The organism is Selenomonas sp. oral taxon 138 str. F0429 (assembly GCF_000318175.2).
GTDB classification, from domain to species: Bacteria; Bacillota; Negativicutes; order Selenomonadales; family Selenomonadaceae; genus Centipeda; species Centipeda timonae.
On record NZ_KB290947.1, the window covers coordinates 236,080 to 261,160 of the forward strand.

Annotated in this window: 13 protein-coding genes and 2 tRNA genes; 3 read left to right on the forward strand and 12 right to left on the reverse strand. The window is 57.3% G+C overall.

Translation table 11 applies throughout. The features are described 5' to 3' along the window. Positions 1-81: 81 nt before the first annotated feature. Entirely contained in the window at positions 82-11,514 is an 11,433-nt protein-coding gene (locus tag HMPREF9163_RS08215) for a YDG domain-containing protein (RefSeq protein ID WP_037346674.1), read from the reverse strand. Positions 11,515-11,657: 143 nt separating this feature from the next. Beyond that, positions 11,658-13,034, reverse strand: coding sequence for a flagellin (locus HMPREF9163_RS08220; protein ID WP_009441274.1), 1,377 nt, complete (start codon positions 13,032-13,034; stop codon positions 11,658-11,660). 137 nt (positions 13,035-13,171) lie between these two features. Between HMPREF9163_RS08220 and HMPREF9163_RS12735 the strand changes: the two genes are divergently transcribed. From HMPREF9163_RS12735 to HMPREF9163_RS08235, 3 genes are all read left to right on the forward strand, one after another. Further along, positions 13,172-13,366, forward strand: coding sequence for a hypothetical protein (locus HMPREF9163_RS12735; protein WP_157049430.1), 195 nt, complete (start codon positions 13,172-13,174; stop codon positions 13,364-13,366). A gap of 259 nt (positions 13,367-13,625) precedes the next feature. Then, positions 13,626-13,877, forward strand: a complete 252-nt coding sequence (locus HMPREF9163_RS08230; protein ID WP_009441276.1) for a DUF4160 domain-containing protein — start codon at positions 13,626-13,628, stop codon at positions 13,875-13,877. A gap of 25 nt (positions 13,878-13,902) precedes the next feature. Further along, entirely contained in the window at positions 13,903-14,217 is a 315-nt protein-coding gene (locus HMPREF9163_RS08235) for a DUF2442 domain-containing protein (protein ID WP_009441277.1), read from the forward strand. A gap of 83 nt (positions 14,218-14,300) precedes the next feature. On the opposite strand, the gene HMPREF9163_RS08240 is transcribed toward HMPREF9163_RS08235, so the two are convergent. The 10 genes from HMPREF9163_RS08240 to HMPREF9163_RS08285 all read right to left on the reverse strand — a co-directional run bounded on the left by HMPREF9163_RS08240 (position 14,301) and on the right by HMPREF9163_RS08285 (position 25,021). Further along, positions 14,301-18,068, reverse strand: a complete 3,768-nt coding sequence (locus HMPREF9163_RS08240) for a PolC-type DNA polymerase III (RefSeq protein WP_009441278.1) — start codon at positions 18,066-18,068, stop codon at positions 14,301-14,303. Beyond that, positions 18,065-18,640: a lytic transglycosylase domain-containing protein gene (locus tag HMPREF9163_RS08245; protein WP_009441279.1), complete on the reverse strand. Its 576-nt coding sequence runs from the start codon at positions 18,638-18,640 to the stop codon at positions 18,065-18,067. The genes HMPREF9163_RS08240 and HMPREF9163_RS08245 overlap by 4 nt, the downstream gene beginning before the upstream one ends. Continuing rightward, positions 18,627-19,232 carry a dephospho-CoA kinase gene (gene coaE, locus HMPREF9163_RS08250; RefSeq protein ID WP_009441280.1) on the reverse strand — a complete coding sequence of 202 codons (606 nt, stop codon included), beginning with the start codon at positions 19,230-19,232 and terminating at the stop codon, positions 18,627-18,629. The genes HMPREF9163_RS08245 and coaE overlap by 14 nt, the downstream gene beginning before the upstream one ends. Before the next feature lie 2 nt (positions 19,233-19,234). After that, positions 19,235-21,868: a DNA polymerase I gene (gene polA / locus HMPREF9163_RS08255; RefSeq protein ID WP_009441281.1), complete on the reverse strand. Its 2,634-nt coding sequence runs from the start codon at positions 21,866-21,868 to the stop codon at positions 19,235-19,237. Further along, positions 21,865-22,374, reverse strand: coding sequence for a cob(I)yrinic acid a,c-diamide adenosyltransferase (locus HMPREF9163_RS08260; protein WP_009441282.1), 510 nt, complete (start codon positions 22,372-22,374; stop codon positions 21,865-21,867). The genes polA and HMPREF9163_RS08260 overlap by 4 nt, the downstream gene beginning before the upstream one ends. A gap of 75 nt (positions 22,375-22,449) precedes the next feature. Continuing rightward, positions 22,450-22,863 carry a nucleoside-diphosphate kinase gene (ndk, locus tag HMPREF9163_RS08265; protein ID WP_009441283.1) on the reverse strand — a complete coding sequence of 138 codons (414 nt, stop codon included), beginning with the start codon at positions 22,861-22,863 and terminating at the stop codon, positions 22,450-22,452. Further along, complete coding sequence (locus HMPREF9163_RS08270) at positions 22,863-23,393, reverse strand: gamma carbonic anhydrase family protein (RefSeq protein WP_009441284.1); 531 nt, start codon at positions 23,391-23,393, stop codon at positions 22,863-22,865. The genes ndk and HMPREF9163_RS08270 overlap by 1 nt, the downstream gene beginning before the upstream one ends. Then, complete coding sequence (locus tag HMPREF9163_RS08275) at positions 23,386-24,687, reverse strand: HD domain-containing protein (RefSeq protein ID WP_009441285.1); 1,302 nt, start codon at positions 24,685-24,687, stop codon at positions 23,386-23,388. Before HMPREF9163_RS08275 ends, HMPREF9163_RS08270 begins: the two co-directional genes overlap by 8 nt. Before the next feature lie 64 nt (positions 24,688-24,751). Further along, a tRNA-Ile gene (locus HMPREF9163_RS08280) sits at positions 24,752-24,828 on the reverse strand. A gap of 118 nt (positions 24,829-24,946) precedes the next feature. Continuing rightward, positions 24,947-25,021: transfer RNA gene (locus HMPREF9163_RS08285), tRNA-Gly, on the reverse strand. Between the last annotated feature and the right edge of the window lie 60 nt (positions 25,022-25,081).

Here is a 25,081-nt window from a genome sequence, read left to right on the forward strand (position 1 = left end):
CGCTCCAAATCTCATAGCGTACAAAACGCCCCATCGACCGAGCAATCAGTCGATGGGGCGTTTCTGATCTATTCACTTATCTCAGCCGAACACTTCGTTCACGAGGCGGAATACCGTTTCGTCCGTGACGTTAATGCCGATCTTGCTGATATCGACACCGTCCTTGACCATGTTGATGGAAGGCGGCTCATAGGAGACCTCTGCTTCGGCGTCGTGGCCGAAGTGGCTGCGGCGGTCGAGCGAGGCGTTCTCGTAGGCGTACTCATCGGGTATCATCTTGCTCATCTGGGTGAGTGCCTTGTAGTACTCATAGTCCGGGATATAGGGGCCAATGTGGAGCGCGGTGGCGTTCGCGGGATCCTGCACAAAGCGATAGTTGCGCGAGACGGCATCGCCGTCCGTGCCGTTCAGCGCATGATAGTCCCCACGAATCATATAGTCGCCCCAGCGTAGGCGCGCATTCGGCGAAGAATAGTCGATTGAGCCGGGCAGGACCTCATTCGGAAGGAGCTCGGGGATATCATTATACCCCAGATTGCTGCCCATCGGTTTGCCCGTATAGCTCGTGGGCAGCCCCTCGTTGATCCAGCGTGTCTGCGGGTCGGCTTTCAGACGAATGTCCTTCGGCGTGATCTTGCCCAGCCCCTTGGCATTTGTCACCTCAGTGCCCTTGCTGTCCACGATCTTATAGTTCGCGGCATCCACCCCCGAGAGGCCAAGTGCATAGGTAACACCGACATCAGCAGCCGTGCCGTTCCCTTGGTTCCAGACACCGTCCTTCCACGCAACATTCTCAGTATCATACGTTGCCGTAGTTGCATTCGACACATCATCGCCCGTGATGAGGGCACGCTTCGCCACATCATTGGCATGACGGAACCGCATGAGTCCGTCGCCGCTCTGCGTAATGAGATTGCCGTCGGCATCCCGCGCCGCATTCACAACGCCGCGCGTGCCGTCATACTCCTTCGTCAGGTACGGCAGTGTCTCCGCCGTGATCGCTCGGCGGTTGATCTTGCCCGCGCCATCGCCACGGATTTTCCCATTCCAACCGTTCTCAAAATCGAAGTTCTGCTTGCTCAGCTGCACCTCGTACTGCACACCGCGGCTGTTCTCGCTCGCATCCTTGCTGCGTTTTCCACCCGTTGGCTGATACGTCCCCTTAATGTCCGCGATATCCTTGTCCTGCAGGGCGAAGGGCTTCCATCCCTCCGCGCGGGGCAGGCGCATACGGCTATCCGATCGATCGAGGCGCAACCGTGCATCGTTTACGGCATCCGTGCTATCGTACTCCTTTACCGCATCCTTGAACTTCATGCGGAAATCGCTCTCGCGCACGCTTGCCTTCGTAATCCGGCCCTTGCCGTAGCCCGTTTCATCGAAGTCATAGTTGCCCGCATCATTGCCGAGCAGCGTACGCATCGCATCACCCAGCTTGCGGTACTGCACATCCTTCGGCAGCTCGCCAGTCTGATTTGCATCGGCGTTTTTCGTAAAGGCACTGTCCGTCCTGCCGTAGCCGTAGTCGCTCGGCAAGGTAATATCGTTATTTGCCGCATCACGCAAGATCAGCTGCTCGCCGCTGGGATTCACACCATCGCGGCGCAGCGTCGCACGCGCATCCGAATCCTTCACGAGTGCAGTCACATCCGTGTTCGTGCTTGTCCCATCATACGCACGCGACACATCACCGAACGTGATATCGAGGCGGCGCGGCGTGATCGTATTGTTGTTCGTCGAGGTCTGTGAGATCACATTCCCGCGCTGGTCGACGAGTTCATAGTTTCCTGCATGGGCAGCATCGACGGCGATATTGTAGTCAACAACCTTGCGCGTGCCCGCGTTTTTATCGCGGAACATCGCCGTCGAGATATTCTGCACGCCGTCATTCGTGAGAAGCCCGCGATCGCCGTTCTCTTCCTCCAGCTGCACGATGTCCGCACCCGACGTAACCTGATTTCCACGATAGTACGTCTTGATCGTCGGGTCGCCGCTGTCATAGACCTTGGGCGTTCCGTCATACTCCTTCGTCAGCTGCCCCGGCGCATACGCCGTGACCTGCCGCTTCGTGATTGTGCCGTTCACCTGCTTTGTGATCGAACCCGCAATATCGAAATTGTGCCCCGTATAGTTCAGCGTGTACGTCACACGCGGCTGTGCACCGCCCGCCACGTTTGCTGTATCGTAGTGGGTTGATGCCTCGTCGGCACGAATCGTGAGTTCTTTCTTGATGTCAATCGGCGTACCATTGATGTTCACCGTCGCGCTCGTGAGATAGTTCTTGAGTGCATCCGGCGTATTCTGCCCATTGTACTTAACTTTCGTCGTACCGTCATAGACCTTTGTGGCATCCGCGAGCGTCAGACCGTTTGCAATATCATTCGGTGTGATCGAACGCGGTGTGATCTTGCCCTTGCCCGACACCGTGTCGCTGTCCACGCGATAGTTTCTCGCCGCGCTGCCCGCATGGTTGTCGGCGTAGTTCTTAAACGCCGCCTTCACACCGCTGTACGCGATATCCTTATCAAGGATCATGCCGTCCGCCGCACGGCTGACGTTCGGATCGGAGTAAAGCCCGTCAATCTTATCCGCCGCCGTCTGGTCGAAGTCAAAGTGATCTGCCGACTTCGCAAATCCATTGAGTTTCAGCTTATTCGCCGCCGGATGCGGTGCTGTCGTCGAACCATTGGAGCGAACAACCGTCCGTGTGCCGTCGTAGACCTTATCGATCGGATCTGCACTGACCGTCAGCGTCTTCTTGTAGATATCCGCCTTACCGCTGCCGACGCCCTTCATCTCTCCATTCGGGTCGAGCGTCTCAACACTGCCGATCTTGTAATTCGAGAGCGTGTCGGCATCGCCCGAGAGGGTCAGATCATAGCGTACATCGCGGCCTGCCGTTGCAGGTGTGCGCGCCTCCGCCTCCTCGCGCGTCTCCACCGAGGCATCGGGGCTGCTGTACGTCCCCTGAACCTTCAGCTGGATCTTGTTCTTGTCACGGTCGACAACACCCGTCAGATTTGCGCGTGCCATTGCATTGGCAAATATCTCATTTGTCTCGGTAAACGTGTCCTCGCCATCGTACTCCTTGATGAGATGCGGCGGGAGCTTCGTCGCGAGGTCACGTTTTTCGATCTTGTCACCCGTATGATTGATTATGCGGTTCCGAGTGCCCGAGAACTCGAAATTCTGCGTATTGATCGTCACATCATAGTCGACACCCGCAGCGTGTGCAACGCGCTCGTCATTGTACTTCGCGGAATTCAGCTGGATGTCATTGAGATTGATATCGACGAGATTGCCACCGCCGAGATCGAGCTTGCTCGTGCTGAAATAGTTCTTGACATGCTCCATGTCCTTGTAGGACTTGCCCGTCACTGTATCTTTCCAGTAGACATCCCGCGTGCCGTCATACATCTTCGTGGCATTGTTGATGTTAAAGGTAAAGTCATTTGCCGTGACGATGCGCTTGCGAATCGTCCCCTTGCCGTACGCCGTATTCGCGATCTCATAGTTGGCTGCATAGGGCTGTGCCGCAAGCGTATTCGCGAGGTTGGAGTACTGGACATCCTTGCCGTTCGGGATGACATTTCCGTTTGCATCCGTCACAACGTTCGGATTGCGCTGGAAGGTCGCATCCGTCGTGCCTGCACCATAATAGCTCACGATGCCGGTCGTATCAAACGACGCACTCGTGATCCCATCCGCCGTGAGCGTGGCTGCACCGCGTCCATCGGTATTGCCCGCAGTCACAGAGGTGATGTTCTTCGTGGTGTTGTTCGGCGTTGTGTCATACATCTTATTCGCATCGCCGAACCCAAGCGTGATCTTGCGCTTTGCGATGGTACCCGATGCACCCGTGAGATCAAGGCCCGTTTCGGCGTTTGCCGTCGTACCGTTGTACGAAAGGGTATAGTTCTGTCCCTGCGTACCGCCAATCTTTACGTTGTATGCAATGTCCTTGTTGACACCAGCATTCTTATCCGCAACACCCGCATTCACATAGTTCGCCGTGATCGTCATCGTTGCACCGTCATTCACCGACGCACCATTCGATGTACGCACGAGCTTGTTGTCATTCGTCGTACCGGACGCATAGGTGACATTGCCCTTTGCATCGTCGTCAATGAACTTGTCATAGTGCCGCGTATTCGTATCCACAAGGTTTGCATTCGCATCGTAGATTTTGTTGATGCCCGTTTTCTGGGCAAGGTCAAGCGTCAACACACGGCGGTCGATCCTGCCCGTATCCGTCATCTCGAACTCATTCCTGCCCGAGATTTCGATGTTGTTGTTGTTCAGACGGAACTTATAGGTGACACCGATCCCCGTGCCCGCATTGGAGCTCGCATACTTCGTACCTGCGGTATCGATCTCGAGATCGCCGCGCAGATCCGCCGTATGCCCACCGCCGAGATTTGCCGTCGCCGTCGTGATATAGTTCTTCACCTGATCGGACGCGCCCGAGCCATTGTACTTCACCGTGCGCGTGCCGTCGTAGACCTTATGCGCGCCGGTGGTTGCAAAGGTAATATCCGACGTATTGATATTCGCCTTCGTGATCGTGCCCGTGCCGTAGCCGTTCGTCGCAAAGTCATAGTTGTTAGCACCGAACACCGTGCCCATCGCCGTGCCGATGCCCGCGTACTGCACGGATTTGTTCGTGCCCGCGTTCGGGTTGGCGGCAAAGGTCGCATCCGTTGTGCCCGTACCGTACCGACTCGTAATGCCCGTCAGACCCGTGAGATTCGTTCCGCTGACATTGGCAGAGCTATCCTCACGGAGCACCGCTGCATCGGCAACCGAAACAGACGGTGTAATCGACGTATTCGTCGGTGTACCGTCATAGCTCTTCGTCACAGGTGCAAAGGTGACATCCACCTTGCGCTTCGTGATTGTGTTGTCATTCGTCGAGATCGACGACGTAATCGCGCCGTTGTACTTCAGATTGTAGTTGCCCGCATTCGCACTGTCGAGCTTGACATCGTAGTTGACGACCTTGTTCGTGCCCGCGTTCTTGTCCGCATATGTCGCCGTCGACTCGTTTGTCGCGCCGTCGCCGGAGACCAGCCCCGTCATGCCGATGATGTCGTTCGCCGTATTGACGACTGCGTTCGCAGAGTTCTTTGCCACGCCGAGTACACCCGTCGTCGCGTCGTAGGTCTTTGTCAGCGGGCTCTTGACCGTAACCGTGACATCCTTCTTCGTAATGATGCCGTTGCCCTGCTTGGCAAAGGTCGTATTGCCCGGTGCAAGCGAGAAATTCCCGCTTGTCCCTTTATATTTGAGGTTGTAGGTCACGCGCGGCTGTGCACCGCCCGCAACATTCTTCGTATCATAGTTCGCCGAGTCGAGCTCGAGCTCGCCGAGGACACTCACCTGATTCGTGCCAATATTTACAGTCGCACCCGTGATATAGTTCTTGACATCACCGACCGCAGACGAACCGTTCGTCCACTTGACTGCCGTCGAGCCGTCATAAGTCTTCGATGCCTGATTCGTTGTCAGCGTGACCGTCGTCGGATTCAGCACGTACGGCGTGATCTCGCCAAGCCCCTTCGCCGTAGACGCAAGCGTATAGTTGCCCGCATCCGTGCCCGAAAGGGCGAGATTCGAATAGTTGATCCAGTTCTTCTGTGGAGTACCGTCAATCATCTGCGTTGTGCCGTCACCGTTGACGTTCTCACTCTGGAACGACTCCGTGTGCGAGCCAAGTGTGACCGTATCGCCCGAGATGACACCGTCCGTGCCCGTCTTAAAGCCGACCTTTGTCGGGTCGACATTCTTCGTCCCATCATAGACCTTCGTGATCTTTTTGAATGCACCCGAAAGATCCTTCGGCGTGATCTTGCCCGTCGCCGAAAGTGTGAGTCCACCCGCCGCACTCGATGTGCCGCCGTCAAAGGAATAGTTGTTCGCATCGCCATTGATCGTAACCCGATACTGGATTGTCTTGTCGATGGGATTGTTCGAGCCGTCGCGGCGCACATTCTTGTCCGCCACCGTACTGGCATTGTCCATATAGTTCGACGTGATATTAAAGCTCGTGCCGTCCGTCGTGACAAGCTTGTTCGCCGCCGTTGCCCCTGTCACATAGCGCACATTTCCCGTGCTGTCGCTGTCCCGCAGCGCATTCCAATTCTTTGTCGCCGTGTTCTTGAGTGTGGTCGTGCCGTCATAGACCTTGTCGATGCCGGAGTTCTGCACGAGGTCCAGTTCGAGCACGCGGCGCGCGATCGAGCCGCCGCCCGAGACCTTGCCCGCACCGCTCTCAAGGTTCACCCCGTTCAGCGTATAGTTCCTGATCTTTGTGGCATCCCCTGTAGCCTCTACATTGTAGAGCACCTTTGTCGCAGTCGCAACATTCGCCGTCGGGTTGTCGGAGCTATCCGCAAACTGCGCGCCCTGCGAACTGAGACGGAAGAACACGTCGTTCTGATCGGTCGCAATGATGCCCGTCGAGAGACCGGAGTTGGGTGTCAGATGGTCGCCCGTTTTCAGCGTATAGCTGCTCGTGCCGTCATAGACCTTCGTCGCGTTTGCAATATTGCCGTTCGCATCCCGCACCTTGAAATTATTCGGGGAGATGTCGCGGCGGTTGATCGTTCCCTTGCCGTACACCGTATCATCGACCGTATAGTTGCCCGCCGTGGTCGACCCGAACTCATCCTTGAACGCATTCCGCAGATTCGTATACTGCACATCGTGCGGCGTACCGTTGCTTGCATTCACATTTTCGCCAAATGTGGCATCCGTATTTCCACGCCCGTATGTACTGGTCGTCGTCGTATTGGCAGGGCGGACCATCCCCTGATAGCGGTTCGTGAGACGGGTCGCCGTGACGTTGTCGACACCGAGGACAGCCGCGAGCACAGAGCTTGCAGGATCATCCGTAAAACCCGTGACTGTCGCGGAGGTGTTTCCCGCCGTACCGTCATAGGTCTTCGACACATCGCCCATCTTGATATTCAGCTTGCGCGGCGTAATCGTGCCCGCGTTGGCTACCGTAATGGGTGCATTCATCGTCACGGTCTTCGTCGCACCCAAACCATTCGGCGTGCTGATGACATGGTTCCCCGCATCGACGATCTGATAGTCGTCTGCATACTGTCCCGTCAGCTGCCCCGTATAGGTGACCGACTTCTTGATAACGTTGCCGCTGCCGTCGTACGCGACATCCTTGGTCGCATACTCTGCCGTCGAGGTGTTATTGCGTTTCTGATTGTTGACCCAGCCTGTAAAGCTGACGACCGTATCGCCCTTGACAGGATTGCGGTTCCCATCCGTATGTGCGGTGAGACCATCGTAGACCTTTGAGATCTCCTGCGTCGCCGCACGCAGCGAGGCAGGGGTAATAGACCCTTCCGCAGTTACCTGCGCAGGGTTCGCATCCGTGACCGTCTCAAGGTTACGCGGGGAGCCGGCAACACCAAAGGTATAGTTGCTGAGCGGATTGTTCGTCGGATCCAGTGTCTTCGCCTTGACATCATAGGCAATGTGGCGCGCCTCCGAGACGTGCGACGTACGGTTTGCACCTGCCGCATCCTTCGTGAAATGCCCCGGCGAATTCGTCTTGAGCTCGAATACAACCTTGCCGAAATCGTGGCTGACAATGCCCGTATCACCGGATACCGACGCTCCCGTCAGATATGCACCGGACGGTAGGTTGTAGGTGTCCGTGCCGTCATAGACCTTCGTTGCATCAGCGAGCGTACCGTCCGATTTGCGCACCTTGAAGCCCGAGGGATCAATGCGCCGACGCGTGATCGTACCGTCGCCGTACTGCTTCGCATCGAGCTTGTAGTTCGTGCCGAGCGCGTTCGTCAGACCCGCGTACTCCACGGTGCGGCTGCCTGCATTGCGGTTCTCGGCGAATGTCGCCGCCGTCTTGTTGTCACCGTAGCGGCTGGTCACCCCCGTCGTATTCAGATTGGTGACACCGAGGCCGTCCGCATTCAAAACGTCCTTGTTCAGTCCATCGTCGAGATCGCTTGCCGTGATCTGCGTGTTCGTCACCGTACCGTCATAGACCTTCGTCACATCGGCAAACTTCACCGTGACGTTGCGCGACGTGATTGTGCCCGTATAGCCGCCCGAGAGCGTCTTTGTGATCGCGATCGGCGTTACGCCCTCTGTGCCAAGGGTATAGTTATCCGCCTCCACGCCCGTCCCCGCGTCAAAGGATGCCGTGTAGGTGACACTCTGCGTCGTCGGATTGCCGCTGCCGTCGAGTACAACGTTCTTTGTCGCATATTTCGCCGTCGAGGTATTTGTGCGCGCCGTATCTCCTGCGACCCACCCCGAGAGCGTGACGAGATCATCCCCCTTGATGATGTGACGCTTGCCATCGGTCTGGTCGTCCATTGCGTCGTAGACCTTCGTGATATGCTGATTCACAACAGTCGCCGTGAGAGCCTTTGGCGTGATCTTGCCCGCGCCCGTCGCATGGAACGTGCTGCCCAGACTCTTCTTTACACCACCGTCCATGATGTAGTAGTCGGAGAGGCGGTAATTGGTCGCGTTATCCGTCTGTCCCGTCACCTCATAGGCGAGCTTTTCGACATCCTGCACGTTCTTGCTGTAGGTGGTACCGTCATTCTGTGCGAAATGCCCCTTGCCGCCCGTGAGTGCAAACGTGATATGATCCCGGTCGCGTTCGACCAGCCCCGTCGTACCGCCAGTCACGGCATTCGAAGAGATATAGACATTCGAGCTCGGCGTGTACTCGTCGTTGCCGTCGTAGACCTTTTTCGCATCGACCTTTGCATGGTTCGTCTTATCATAGACGTTGAAGTTGTCCCTGAGGATCTGGCGCGGGATGATCTTGCCGTCGAGGTAGACGTTGCCGCCCGTGACCGCTGTCTTTGTCCCACTCGCAGGGGTATAGTACAGCTCATAGTTGCCCGCGTCATTGCCCGTAAGCCCGACATTCGTATACTGAAGCTTGTGGGGACCCGCATGGAGCTGCTCCACACCCGCTTCGTCCGTATACTTCGGACCACCTACATTCGTGAGTGCAACGTCATCCCGCGTGGTATCATCGTCGCCCGTCATGATCGCGCCGTCGGGCATCGTCGGCGTACCTGCGTTGATCTGTGCGAGGGTCAGACCTGTCTTCGTTTTATCCAGTCTGATATTCTCAGAGCCGCCGGTCTGGAACATCGCGCTGTCTTTCACGACGGATGTGCCGTCATAGATTTTGTCGTCTGCCGTATCCTTTTGGATCGTGAGATTGAGCGGTGCCTTGGTAATGGTAGCCTTGCCCGTCAAGTTGCTGAGGGAGCTGCCGTCAAACGTATAGTTCCCTGCATCTGCGCCGCTGAAACCGATCGTACCCGAGAACTTGACATTCTTATCCTTACCGACATTTTTATTGGGATTGTTGCTGTTGTCAACCGTCCATGCCTTGAAGTTGCCCGTGGTAAAGTCAAGGGCGACCGTGCCCGCATCCTTATCCTCCTGCGTAAACCCCGAGGAGCCGATGCCGCCGCTTGTGAGTGCCTCACGGAACGCCTTTGTCACATCGCTCTTGCCGTTATACATGCGCGAAGGACTGAGCGAACCGTTGTCAAGGCTTACGACACGCGGCTTGATCGTGACGTTGACACCGCGCAGATTCGGACCGTCCTGATCCGTCCAGAGAATCGCCTTCGTGCCCACATTGCGGATGCCGTTCGTCTTGTCGAGGTCATGCCCACTCACGTAGTCTTTGACTCCGCTCGTATCGGCGCCCGCACCAAACGTGACATTCGACTTGCCGCCGATGGCATCGGGTGCGTTCTTCTTGTCCACGATCTTCAGATAGTAGCTGTTGTATTCCTTGGAGAGATCCTTGCCGTCGTTGGACGTGGCGACATTGGCCGGATCGTCCTTGTGCGTACCGTCTCCCTTGAAATAGCGGTAGTCGTACGTCGCCTCAGACGAGACACCCATAAATGCGGTCAACAAAGGAAGCGTCCGCCCCTCGTAGATGCGCCATTTCGCACCGGGTGCACCTGTATTATTGATGGCATTGCCCCAACCTGAATAGGAGGCAACAGATGTCATAGAGCCGCCGCCTGTCCCCGAGCCTACGAGCGTGGCTTGTCCTGATGATTTATCAATTTTAAATGTATTCTTTGAAACATTTCCCGTGAGGTTTCCCTCGTTATACGAAAACTGTCCCATTGCGAAAGAATTCTCTACATACGTCCCATTATCAGGATCAATCATATAGATAAAAAACATGCGTTGAGAAGTCGGAATACGTGATAAGAAGCGCGCATCACTATAGGTGTTGTAGATATTTGTCCCGGTTGCCGACGTACCAATAATACCGCCGCCATCGCCAATCGTTGCTTTACTGTAAACACCATCAAGTGTGGTATTTTCAGTTCCTCCTACAATACCGCCATGCTGTCCAGTTCCGCCATCTACGACCGTATCTTTCACATAGACATTGCGAATCTGTGTGCCGCCCTCACTATATGCCGCAATGCCACCTGCATAGTCTGACACACCAGTATTTCCTGTGATTTTGGCACCGACAACGCCAAAATTTTCAAGGCGTGCTCCACTTGTCGCTCCAAAAAGCCCCGCACGGCTTACACCCGAAACCTTAAAATTCTTCACCTTAAAGAAGTTGCCGTCCAACTTCCCCTTGAACGGATTCGTCGCATTGCCCAGCGGCGTATGCGCCGCCCCACCAAAGTCAATGTCGTTTTCGAGCATATAATTGCCCTTGCGACTTGTGTCATCAGTGTTAATCGCAGCGAGTTCAGCTTTTGTACTGACGAGCTGATAGTAGTTATCTGCCGCTGTCGCATTTGCGCCATTGACTTGATACGCCGTCACAGCGGGCACATTTCCGCTCTTGTATCCGATATGAGCATAACCGCCGTTTGCCGTATCCGTGTGAAGCACAACAAGGCTTGCCGTCGTGTGCACATTTGCTGCATTGAGGAAGCGGATGTTCTTGCCGTGCACCTCGACCGTATCCGCCGTGATCTTGCCCATATTGACGACATCGGCTTTGAGCGGGGCAGTATCTACGAGAGGCGATGCGTGCGATGAGCCAGTCGCATTAAATGCCGAAAGGTTCAGTGTCCCCTCCTCCTGCGTGGAGACATAGAGATGCCCGACGTTGACCTCAGCGGACTTGCCGAAGATGACACCGTTCGGGTTGACAATATAGACCTCGTTGCCGCCCTTGATTGTACCGTTGATATTCGAGGTGTTCGCACCCGTAACGATATTCAGATAGTTATGTGCCGCCGCTCCTGTCACACCACCATCATATTGAACAGTTTCGCCCTGATTGACGGAGTAGTCGCGCCAGTTGATAACATTGTTCGTCGCTGTGGATGTGATCTTCGTCGTGTTCGCCGTATTACGGTCGACATTGACACCCGTCGTATAGTCATGCTCGCCCGTCGGCGCAGCAAATGCAACCTGTGGAATCAAAAAAGCACCCGCCATACCTGCGAGCAATGCATAACGCACACGCTGCGATAATTTCGTTCGATAGTTCTTCATTTTCCGCTCTCCCATGGATATATTGCTGCTTATGTAGTATATCGGACATTATAGTACATTTAATAATAGCATATACAGTAAATAAAAACAATAAATCCTCCAATCGTCCTAAAGATGATTGGAGGATTTTCCTAAAAACTATTTTACTGGAGCAGACTCAGCACTGCACTCGAGTTCTGATTTGCCTGTGCGAGCATCGCCTGCGCCGACTGCGTGAGCACGTTGTGCTTCGTATACGCCGTCATTTCCTTCGCCATATCCGCATCACGAATCGTGGACTCCGATGCCTGCACGTTCTCGGATGCGACAACGAGGTTGCTGCTCGTATAGCCGAGACGGTTCTGTGCCGCACCAATCGCGACCGCCTGATCAGTTGCCTTGATGAGCGCATTCTCAAAGACATTGATCGCGGCATTGGCTGCCTCACGAGTCGTTACCTGAATCTTGGGGCCGCCACCAACAACAGAAATGCCGGCTCCAAGGGTGGCGGTGTTGTGATCCCAGCCGCGTCCCGTTTGCGATTGGAGTCCAAGAGCTACCGAGCGCATATCCGTGAAGCCAACTTTAACCGCCTGATTTGCTTTTGTCCCCGTCTGCAGGGTCAGTGAATTGTCAGGAGAAGGATTCTGCGCACGTACCGTTTCCTTAAAGGCATCCAAAACCGCATTGACTTCATTGCGCATTTTCCCACTGCTGTCTGTTACAGCAAAAGTGATACCGGCAATTTGCCCGTTCACCCCCGGATCATGTGAACGGATGGTAATTCCTGGTTGATTATCCGGTGTAAACACATCTCGTCCATATTCGTCAACGCCAACTTTCGCGGTTTTACTGAAATACCCTGCGTCTGTATTGGTGATGATTCCCATCGCGGCAACCAAATTACTAGTGCCAATCGGAGAAATAGATCCTGTATACGTGACACCGTTACGAGTCCATGAAGCCGTAATGGTATCCGAAGAATGAATCCCTACGTCATTCCCATCACGACGTTTTAGTTCTGTCAAAGGTCGAACAGGGTTTGTTGAAGGATGAAGGCTCATATTGGTAAAACTTGTATACGTACCGCCGCCCGAAGGACCTTTTACAAGTCCGTTCTTAGTTCCATCAATCAGATACTTCCCATTGTACGTTGTCAACGCATTATCATCAATCTGATCGATCAGATGGTCGACTTCCTTCTGGATGAGCGCACGATCCTCGTCCGTGTTTGTGTCGTTCGCCGCACTGATTGCCTTATCCTTGAGGGTCTTCAGAATCTCAATGGTGGACTGTACCGCCCCCTCTGCCGTCCGCAGCAGAGCAGAGCCGTTATTCGTGTTCACATCGTCCTGATCGAGCGCACGTACCTGCACGCGCATCCGCTCAGAGATCGCCATCCCAGAGGCGTCGTCTCCGGCACTGTTGATCTTCATGCCCGAAGAAACCTTCTGCAGACTCTTCGACAGCTCGCTCTGATTCTTGTTGAGCGTATTGAGCGTATTCACCGCCGACATATTATTTTTGACCACCATCGCCATAAAGACTGCCTCCCTGACTGTTATCTATGGTTTTGTTCCGAAATAATTGCATAAATGGACGGAGATACGCCGTCTTGAAAGTTATATCGTCGAAATGATGAGGGGACTTAAGTAGATTTATGTGAGATTTTCATCTCGTGCGTCATGTAACCCACCGACTCTCCTTCGATCATCTTGACCTTCTGTATCTGCTCATCAATCTCCTGCACAAATCGATCTGCTGTCAGCACTCCATCGACATACTGCAAGAATGCCTTGATGGAGGAGTCGATCTCTCCTATCGTGCCCTTCGTATTGAGAAATATCTTGCACGCATCATCCCGCAGCCGTAAATCCGTATCCTCAACACAGCGGTTCTCAAACGTATAGAGATATCGTCCTGCATCAAACGGATAGAACGGACAGATAAAGATGATAATGGTCGGGTTCAGGCTGTCATAGTCCGCGCCCGATGCGAGCAGGTCAGCATCACCTCTCTGCTTCTATTTTACGAATTTTTGAGATAGAGCGCAAGAAAAACAAGGAGTTAAATAATCTCTGCTTGTCATACATCGTCTGCTCTGATAGGATATATATAGCGGAGGTGAAAAAATGCCGGAAATCACCAGATTCTACGGAATCGTTATTAAGATTTTCTTCCAAAACGAGCATAACCCGCCCCACATCCACGCCATCTACGGCGAGCACAACGCTCTGTTTTCAATCAAAGATATGCAAATGATCGAAGGCGACCTACCTGCAAGAGCGGTTAAATTAGTACAGGAATGGGGCAGACCGTTTGCTAAAGAACTTCAGCAGATGTGGGATACAAAAGAGCTGAAAAAACTCCCTCCGCTGAAATAAATCACATCGAAAGGAGCTAGTTCCCATGCTGTCCATCAAAGTTACAAAAGTCATACCGCTCGATCATCTGCGTCTGTTGGTTTTTTTCGAGAATGATGTGAACAAAATATTCGATGTCGCCGCACTCATGGAAGAATGTCCGGAGTTCGAGATCCTGCGCGATCCCGCCCTGTTCCAGTTGGTCAAGGTCGAGCCGGGCGGCTATGGTATTTCATGGACGGATGAGCTCGACTGCTCGGAAGGTGAACTCTGGGAAAATGGCGTCGAGATTCCTCTGACCGCCGCTGATTTTGCCCGATATGCAAATTACGAGATGATGCACATAAAGAAAGCCTCGTAGAGATTTTATAAACACAACGAATGCCCCTCGGAGACGTGAAATCTCCGAGGGGCATTCGTGAGTTTAGTAACTATTTCATAAGTCTACGCAAAAAGTTCCACCTGATTGCTCTCCATCATGCCGTCGAGGCAGCCGTGTGCACGCAGGAGTTCGATGGCGGGGGTGGGGATGTGGGAGCGGGTGGCGAGATCCTCGATGGAGATGAAGCGTCCGTATTGGCGCGCCTCGACGATTGCCTGCGCCGCTTTCTGCCCCATGCCGGGGAGTGCGGTGAACGGCGGGAGGAGGGAGTTCTCTCGCAGGATGAATTTCTCCGCATCGGATGCGTAGAGATCAACGGGGTCGCAGGAGAAGCCGCGCAGGTACATCTCCCATGCGAGCTGGAGCACGATGAGGATGTCCTGCTTCTTGTTGTCGAGCTTGCCGCGATGCTCACGCGCCTCGGCGTTCAGTGCGTCGATTGCCGCCTTGACGGCTTCCTTTCCCTTCGCGATGATGTTCGCGTCGAACTCATCGGCGCGGATGGAGAAGTAGGCGGCGTAGTAGGCAAGCGGATAATGCACCTTGCAGAAGGCGATGCGGTAGCCCATCATGACGTATGCGGTCGCGTGGGCGCGCGGAAAGAGGTATTTGATCTTCTGGCAGGACTCGATGTACCACTCGGGAATGCCGCCCGCGCGCAGCTTTTCTACGACGTCCGCAGTGATGCCCCTGCCCTTTCGCACGTTCTCCATGGTCTTGAACGAAAGCAGTGGCTCGATGCCGTTCTGCATGAGGTAGTTCATGATGTCATCGCGCGCGGAGATCGCGTCCTTCAGCGTGCTCGTACCCGCCTTGATGAGATCCTGCGCGTTGCCGAGCCAGACGTTCGTGCCGTGGGAGAATCCCGAGATGCGCACGAGATCGGCAAAGCAGTCGGGGTTCGAGTCATCGATCATCTTCTGTGTGAACGAGGTGCGGAACTCGGGGATGCCGTACGTGCCCATGTTCGCGCCGAGTTCCTCGGGGCTGATGCCGAGCGCCTCGGTCGAGGTGAAGATGGACATGGTGGCAGGATCGTCGAAGGGAATCGTCTCAGGATCGCGGTGGGTCAGCTCCTCGAGCATCTTGATGACGGTCGGGTCATCGTGCCCGAGAATGTCGAGCTTGACGAGACGCTCACTGATGGAGTGATAATCGAAATGGGTGGTAAGCGTGTCGGACTCCATGTTGTTCGCGGGGCGCTGGATGGGCGTGAAGTAGTGCACGTCCATGTCACGCGGCACGACCATGATGCCGCCCGCATGCTGTCCCGTGGTCGCCTTGACGCCCATGCAGCCGCGCATCATATGCTCAATGTACGGCCGCCCCTTCGTCTCGCCCTGATCCTCGTAGTAGTGCATGGCGTAGCCGTAGGCGTTCTTGTCCTGCAAACCCGAGATCGTGCCAGCGCGGAAGACGTTCATCTTGCCGAAGAGAACTTCGGTGTATTTGTGCGCCGTTGGCTGATAATCGCCCGAGAAGTTGAGGTCGATATCGGGGACTTTGTCGCCGTCAAACCCCAGAAAGACCGCAAACGGGATGTTGTGCCCGTCCTTCGTGAGCGGCGTGCCGCAGACGGGGCAGTCCATCGACGGCAGGTCAAAGCCGCTCCCGACCGAGCCGTCGTCGATGAATTTGTTGTACTGACAGTGGCGGCAACGGTAGTGCGGCGGCAGCGGGTTGACCTCGGTGACGCCGATCATGGTCGCAACGAAGGACGAGCCGACCGAACCGCGCGAGCCGACGAGGTAGCCGTCGTCGTTCGACTTCTTGACGAGGCGCTGCGCGATAATGTAGAGCGCGGAAAAGCCGTGCCGCAGGATCGGTTTCAGCTCGAGCTCGAGGCGGTCGGACACAACCTTCGGCAGATTCTCGCCGTAGAGTTTGCGCGCGCGCGCGTACGACATCTCCTGAATCTCACGGTCTGCGCCCGGCACCATCGGTGCATAGAGCTCGTCCGGGATCGGGAGGAAACGCTCGACGCTCTCCGCGATCCTGCGCGGATTCGTCACAACGCACTCATAGGCGCGCTCTGCGCCGAGGTAGTCGAACTCCGTGAGCATCTCATCCGTCGTACGCAGATAGAGCGGCGGCTGACGATCCGCGTCGCGGTAGCCGTTCGCCTTTTGCAGCATGGCGCGGTAGACCGCGTCCTCGGGGTTGAGGAAGTGCACGTCGCAGGTCGCAATCAGCATTTTGCCGAGCTTCTTTGCGAGCGCGTCCACCTTGCGGTTGATGTCCCTCAGATCCTCATCCGTGTGGATTGGGAAGCGGTCGTCGATCTTGAGGAAGTCGTTGTTGTGAATGGGCTGAATCTCGAGGAAGTCATAGAATTTCGCGATTTCCTCAAGTTCCTCGTCGGGACGCCCCGCGACGATGCTGCGGATGAGTTCGCCCGCCTCGCACGCAGAGCCGACGATGATCCCCTCGCGGTACTGCTGCAAGATGGCGCGCGGTACGCACGGACGCCCGCGCTTCTTCGTCCCGCGGAAATAGCGGATGTGCGAGAGCGAGACGAGTTTATAGAGGTTGTAGAGTCCCGTCTTGTTCTGGGCGAGGAAGATGATGTGATGGGCGCGCTGATCCTCGGGCTTGTCGAGGAGGTATCCCTCCATGCCGTAGATGATCTTGATGTCCGTGCCCTTCTTCTTGAGGGCGCGCGCTGTGTTCATTGCCTCGGGAAACGCCTGTACGACGCCGTGATCCGTGATCGCCACCGCCGGCCATCCCCAGCGCGCCGCTGTCTCGACAAGCACCTTCGGCGGGACGACGGCATCGAGTGCACTCATCTTCGTATGCGCGTGCAGTTCGACGCGCTTCACCTCTGCCGTGTCCTCACGCTGCGCTACATTGCGCTTTTCGATGGAGTCGATGAAAAGAACGTAGTCGCTGACAAATTTATCGTATTCGATCTTGCCCTGGATGCGGACAGCGCAGCCTTTGCCAATCGCCTTTAGAATGCGGTCGACCTCTGCGTCGATGTCCTCCTGCGTCGTCTTGCCGCGCACGCCAAAGAATTTTTTACACGCAATGCCGTTCGTCTTGTCGGCGAATTTCAGCAAGAGGATGTACGCGCCCGATTTGAGCTTGTTCGCCTGCGGGGAGAAGATCTCGCCCTCGAGGACGATGTTCTTCACCTCGTCCTCGATCACGCCGAGCTCGCGCGCCTCACCCGATACGCCGCGCCCGATGATGACGCCTTCGGGCAAGTCCTTGGGTTTTGTGCCCTTTGCAGCGCGTGCGGGGGCAGCTGCGGGTGCTTCTTTTTTCACGGGCGCAGGCATGGGCGGCGGCGTCCAGTCGGCAGCGGGCATCTCACCGATCTCGCACTCCATGCAGATGACCTGACAGGCGCAGCCGACATGGGTGCGGACAGCCGATTCGATGCGCTTTGCAGCGGAGCTCTGCGCGAACAGCTCCGCACCGAACATGCCCGGCACAGAGAGGCGGATGACGTTGCCGTCGACGGCGTACTCCGTCTGACGCAGCGTGTGAAAGAGGACTGCGTCCTCCCCTGCCGCCTCGCGCACGACGCGCTCCCAGAGCGGCGCAATGGCAGGTGCGAGCGCGATGACGTTCTGTTGCACGAATGCGCCCGCAAGCCCGTAGTTCTCCTCGACCTGCCGCGCCATCGCGGCGATCAGTTCCTCATCGAGGACGGCGGGCGTGCCGATGACAAGCTCCCACGTATTTTCCTCTGCCGATACCTCGACGTGACGCAGCGTGCACGCACGCAAAAGCGCCCGCTCCTCGTCGGAGAGGGCGAGCCCGCGCAGAAGGCGGAGGAGCATGTCCTCCGCACTGGGTAGAATCCGATAGGTCTTGTTCATTCGTCGTAGAGCCTCTTATACTGTTCCCTGTCCTCGAGCACGCGGCGCACATAGAGCCGTGTCTCGGGGTAGGGGATCGCCTCGATCTCGTCAAACTGTCCGTTCCAGTGATAGCGCTCCATCCAGTCGCGCACGTTGCCGCGCCCCGCATTGTACGCGGCGAGCGCGAGGATGTCGTTGCCGCCGAACTCGCTCTCGAGCTCGGCGAGGTACCAGACGCCGTAACGGATGTTGAGTGCGGGGTCGTAGAGATAGTCCTCGGTAAAGGGTTCGTCCAGCTGCCGTGCAATCCACGCTGCTGTCTGCGGCATGAGCTGCATGAGTCCAAGTGCACCGCCGTCGGAGCGGGCGCGCGGCTGAAATTTGCTCTCGTGCTTGATGACGGCAGCGACGAGGTAGGGATCGATGCGGTAGTGCACGGCGCTCGTCTCGATGTAGCTGCGGTAGTCATAGGGATAGATGTAGCTGCGCTCCACCCAGCCCCAGCCGCCGACAATGACAAAGACGATGACGGCGACGACGAGTGCACGGAGCCCCCACCAGAAGACGCGCCGCAGATTACGAACGCCCAATGATCCGTTCCCTCCAAAGTTGTTCAATACATTCCCGTGTTTCTTCCACTGTTCCGCTGTTGTCGATGACGATGTCCGCGCGCGCGCATTTCTCTGTGAGCGGCATCTGTGCGGAGATGCGTGCCCGCGCCTCTCCTTCGCTCATCGACTTATCCCGCGCGAGGAGACGCGCAAGCTGCTCCTCCGCGGGGAGCGCAACGACCCATACCTCATCGGCGAGCGCATCCCAGCCCGCCTCAAAGAGCAGCGGCACATCCAGCACCGCTGCTCTCTTCTCCGCTGCGCGTGCCGCACGCAGACGCTCCTCTGCCGCCGCGCGAATCAGGGGATGCGTGATGGCATCCACCTCGGTGCGCACAGTGGGGTCGGCAAAGACGCGTGCGGCGATTGCCGCGCGGTCGAGTGTGCCGCCCGCCGTCACAATCCCCCTACCGAAGCGCTCCACATATGCGTTAAAAATCGCCTGTCCCGGCTGCGAGAGCTCATGCGCGAGCGCGTCCGCGTCGATGATCGCCGCGCCGTGCGCACGCAGCGCCCTGCTGACGGTGGATTTGCCGCAGGCAATCCCGCCCGTAAGCCCGATGATCTTCACCGCTACTTCGCCTCCGCCCAGTTCTTCCCAACGTGCACATCCACGGCAAGCGGCACGGCGAGTTCTGCCGCGCCGCTCATCTCCGCGCGCAGGATCTCCGTGACCTGTGCGATCTCCGCTTCCACCGCCTCGAGCACAAGTTCATCGTGCACCTGCAGGAGGATGCGGCTCTGCACGCCCGCTGCACGCAGGGCATCGTGGGCACGAATCATTGCGATCTTGATGAGATCGGCAGCTGTGCCCTGGATGGGCGTATTCATCGCCATGCGCTCGGCAAAGGAGCGCTGCATGAAGTTGCGACTATTTATGGCAGGCAGATCGCGCCGCCGTCCATAGAGCGTCGTAACATAACCGTTTGCGTGCGCATCCGAAACCATTTTGTCGAGAAATGCGCGCACACCGTGATAGCGCTCGAAGTAGCGCTCGATGTAGCCCCCCGCCTCCTTGCGTGAAATGCCGAGGTCGCGCGAGAGGCCGAAATCGCTCAGCCCGTAGACGATGCCGAAGTTGACCGCCTTTGCGCGGCGACGCTGCTCCCCCGTCACCTCCGCGAGCGGTACGCCGAACACCTCCGACGCCGTACGCGCGTGGATGTCCTGTCCCGTGCGGAATGCGTCGATCATGGTCTCGTCGCCCGACATATGCGCGAGGATGCGCAGCTCGATCTGCGAGTAGTCCGCCGAGAGGAGCGCATCATAGCCCGCCCCCGGCTCGAAGAGCGCACGTACGGCGCGCCCTTCTTCTGTGCGCACGGGGATGTTCTGGAGGTTCGGGTCGGAACTCGAGAGCCGCCCCGTCGCCGTCACTGTCTGGTTGAAGCTCGTGTGCACGCGCCCCGTCGCGGGACGGATGAGCGCACCGATGCCCTCGAGATAGGTCGAGCGCAGCTTCGTCCACATACGGTAGGTCAGCACCTTGTCCACGATGGGATGTCGGTCGCGCAGCTCCTCGAGCGTCTCGGCGTTCGTCGAGTAGCCCGTCTTCGTCTTCTTGATCTTGCTGCCCTCTGCGAGTCCGAGACGCTCAAAGAGAATCTCACCGAGCTGCTTGGGCGAGCTGATGTTGAACTCCGTGCCCGCCAGCGCGTGAATCTCCGTGACGAGCGCCTCGATACGCGCATTCGCCGCCGTCAGCTCGCGCTCGAGTGCCGCGCGGTTCACATAGATGCCCGTCTGTTCCATCGCCGCAAGTACGGGCACGAGGGGCAGTTCGATTTCCCGATAGAGCGGCATGAGCCCCGCCCCATCGAGTGCCGTCCGCAATGCGTGTGCAGTCTGCGCGGCAAGGAGAGACTCATGCACAGCGCGCTGCTCCGCAGACGCATCCTCGGACACGGCGGAAAACTCCGCGCCGCAGGCAAATGCGGCGCGCGCGAGGTCACGCTTATTCTCCTCGGGACGCAGGAGGTAGTCCGCCAGCTCAAGATCAAAGACGTGTGCCCCAACGGAAAGCCCCGCCTGCGCATAGCGCTTTGCATTCCAGAGCACAACAGGACGCTCCGCGAGCACAGCATGCACAGCATCAAACTCCGATGCGTCCGCGCGCAGAATGCGCCGCTCCGCTCCGTAGGAAAGGGCGAGTACGTCGATCTGCACGAAGGGGGCTGTGCCGCTGAATACCGCACCGACAGCAATCTCCTCCGCCGCGCGCAGCGATACGAGATCGGCAGCGGAAAACGCCGCCGCCTCGAGGTTCACCTGTGCAGCGGCTGCGACCTCCTCGCCAAAGAGCGACTGTTCCACCCCAACGGCGGGCGCGAACGCAGAGAGATAGTCCGAGAACGCGCGCCCTACTGTCCGCAGCTCGTATTCTTTGCAGAATGCCTCAAGCGCTGTGCGGTCGGGCTGCATGCGAAAGCCCTCCGCTTCATAACGGAGTTCCGGCACATTGCATTCGATTGTCGCGAGCTGCTTCGAGAGCAGTGCCTGATCCCGATACTCCACAAGCGAGGTGCTGAGTTTCTTCCCGCTGACCTCAGCGGCGTGATCGAGCACGTTCTCGATGCTCTCATATTGCAGGAGCAGCTTTGTCGCGGTCTTTGACCCCACGCCGGGCACGCCCGGAATGTTGTCCGAGCTGTCCCCCATCAGCCCCTTCAGGTCGATGAGGCGGATCGGGGCGAAGCCGTACTCCTCCTCGAACGCTGCCGTATCGTAGTGGCGCGTGTCGCTGATCCCCTTTTTCGTCAGGAGAACGGTGAGATTCGTACGGATGAGCTGCAGGGCATCGCGGTCGCCCGTCACGACGATGGTCTCCGTCCCCGTCTCCGCCGCCTGCGTCGCGAGCGTGCCGATAATGTCGTCCGCCTCGTAGTCATCCATCTCGAGGAACGGGATGCCGAGCGTCTCGGCGAGCTCCTTCAGCAGCGGAATCTGGGCGATCAGCTCCTCTGGCGTCTTGTCGCGCGTGCCCTTATACTCCGGATAAAGCGCCGTGCGAAACGTCGTGCGGCTCTTGTCAAACGCGATGACGATCTGCGTCGGCGCGAGCTCCTTCAGGAGCTTTACGAGCATCATTGCAAAGCCGTGCACGGCATTCGTGTGGACGCCGCGCGCATTCGGCGGGAGCTGCAGCGCGTAGAACGCGCGAAAGAAAAGGCTGCTCCCGTCGAGTACGGCGAATCTCTCCGCGCTCACAGGGTCGGCATATCCGCATCCTCAAGTCGCATGAGGACGAAGCAATAGTCGGAGAGGCGGTTGAGGTAGCGCAGGTCGACCTCTGCCACAGAGCCGCGGCGTGCGAGCGTCCATGCGTGGCGCTCTGCGGTGCGCGCGGTCGTGCGTGCCAGATCAAGTATTGCGCTCGACTTCTTGTCGCCCGGGATAATGAACTCCTTGAGCGCAGGCAGGCTCTCCTCGATGTTTGCAATCTCCGCCTCGATTCCCGTGATCATCTCCTCCGTGATGCGGGGCGGCTTGTTGCGGCTCGCAAAATCCGCCATGAGCATGCCAAGCTGCTTCTGCACAGCGAGGATGTTGTCCTTCACGCGCTTGTTCTCCGAGAACGCACGCGCCATGCCGAGCGTCGAACCGAGGGTATCCACAATGCCGTACACCTCGACGCGCAGATCGTCCTTTGCAATGCGCTCGCCCGTATAGAGACTCGTCTGTCCCTGATCACCGGTTTTTGTCACAACACTCATTGTACTTCCTCCTCTGTGGATAAATGAACCCAGCCTTGCAAATGTGCAGAGCCGGGCAGCCAAGATCAAATATACTCAAAAAATCTCCGTCTCACTGAAGAAGATGTGCACCTCGCGCGCAGCGCTCTCGGGGCTGTCGGACGCGTGCACCGCGTTCTCGCTCCCATTCTTTGCAAAGCGCTTGCGGATCGTGCCATCCGCCGCATTCGCCGGATTCGTCGCACCATGCAGCTCGCGCACACGCGCAATCGCGTTCTCACCTGCAAGCACCATCGCCACGAGCGGCGCGGAGGTCATGAACGCGGAGAGCTCGCCGTAGAACGGCTTCTCGAGATGCTCCGCGTAGTGAATGCGCGCAATGCGATCTGTCATCTGCATCATCTTCATCGCGCGAATCTGGAGCCCTGCCTCCTCATACGCCTTCGTAATGTCTCCGATGTGATGCGCTCCGACGGCATCCGGCTTGATGAGAACCAGCGTCTGTTCCATTACTTCATCTCCTCAATGATACGTTTGTACTCCGCTCCGAGCCCGGCATAGTTCTCCGCCGCCGCCCGCAGCGCCTCGATCTCATCGTCGCGCAGCGCGCGCACGATCTGAGCAGGGTTGCCGAATACAAGCGAGTTCGACGGAATCTTCTTGTGCTGCGGCAGGAAGGTGCCCGCGCCGATAACGACGTTCTCGCCGATCTCGGAGTAGCCCATCACGATCGAGCCCATGCCGATCAGCGTATTGTCCCCGATGCGGCTGCAATGCACGACGGCATTGTGCCCAATGAGCACATTGTCCCCAATGTGGACGGGTACATCACGCATGACGTGAATCGTCGCGTTCTCCTGGATGTTCGTATTCGCGCCGATGGTAATCGGCTGAAAATCGCCGCGCACCACAGCGCCGAACCATATGCTCGAACCGGAGCCGACTGTCACGTCTCCGATGACTGCCGCCGTCGGCGCAATGAACGCGGACAGATCAATCACGGGAGTCTTGCCCCGATAGGGCAGGATGATCTTATCCATCTATTCCGCCTCCTTCGTATTCTCTCTTTTCTTCACTCTGCTCAGATGTATTATACCACGCCTTTTCATTCTCCAACAAGAATTTTTTCAGTATTCGTACGCGCTGCTCGCGCAGCCAAGTTCCAATCTCTGCGCCCGTGAGATCCGTCGGAGCGGAACGGCCTGTGATGGTCTGCATGGTGCGGAGAGCCTCCGCGCCGTGTGCGAGGTAGTGTGGCAGAGAGCCGTGATCGGCGCGGATGATAATGTTGAACTCCGCCAGCGAAAGCCCCGACGCGCCGATGCCAAGCAGGAGATCGGCGATCTTGCCGAGCCGCGTGAGGCGGGGCGCACGCATATGCTGACGGATGACAAACGACGCCGCCTTCATCCAGTCGTGCGGGAGCGTCATACGCGCATTCCACGCGGCGAGTGCCGTGAGCCCCGTCTTCTCGTGTCCGTAGTGATGCGGCAGCATTTCCTTCGGCGTCAGCCCCTTGCCGAGATCGTGGACGAGCGCGGCAAAACGTGTCTTGATTTCAGCCGTCTCCTCAGCAACGGCATCCACCATCGCAAGTGTATGCGCGAGGGCATCGCCCTCGGGGTGAAACTCCACGGGCTGCACCTGCCCCTCGAGCGCCGCGATCTCAGGAAATGTCACGGCGAGGAGATCGGCTGCCCGCAGCACGCGGAAGAATACGGATGGATGCGGGGCAGCAAGCGCGCGGCGCAGCTCCGCCATCAATCGTTCCGTCGGCTCGCGGCGCAGCTCATCCGCGCATGCACGCATATAGAGAAGAGTACCCTCCTCCACGCGGTAGCCGAACTCTGCCGCCTGCCGCGCGGCGCGCAGCGCGCGCGCGGGATCATCTGTAAAGTGTTCCGAGACCGCACGAATCACACCCGCTGCGAGATCGGCACGCCCGCCGTAGGGGTCGAGCAGAGTGCCCTCAGGGAGCTCTATCGCCATCGCATTCATCCGCGTGTCGCGGCGATAGAGATCCTCCTCGATCGTCACCGTTGGATCGAATGTGACATCAAAGCCGCGATAGCCTACGCCCGTCTTGCGCTCCCTGCGTGCAAACGCAACCTCGCGGCGCACGCCGTCCACGCGTACATGATAAACGGGGAACGCCTTTCCAATCTTTTCCGCATGCGGAAAGAGTGCATGAAAACGCTCCTCGGCAATGCCCGTCACGGCATAGTCGACATCCTTTGCCGCGACACCGCGAAAGTGATCGCGCACGCAGCCACCGACGCGAAAGATACGTGCGCCCGCATCCCGCAGTGTGCGCACAAAATCCGCCTCCGTCATCTCTTTACCCCCTTTTGGAGAGCAAACAAAAAAGCATCACCGTGCGTGATGCTCTCATTTCGATTGGTGGGCCCACTTGGACTTGAACCAAGGACCGACCGGTTATGAGCCGGTTGCTCTAACCAACTGAGCTATAGGCCCCAAACAAAGTGGAGAGCACGCAAGGCTCTCACCCGTGGACGAATCGCAGATTCATGCAGATCGGCAATCCTCCCACTTCTTCAAAAAAACCTGCGCAGAGCGCAGGTCAGATAAGCGATGGAGCGGAAAACGAGGCTCGAACTCGCGACCCCCACCTTGGCAAGGTGGTGCTCTACCACTGAGCTACTTCCGCATCCGTCACTGACAGTACTGTCAATCAACAAGGGATATTTTAACAAGAGAAGGGATTTCT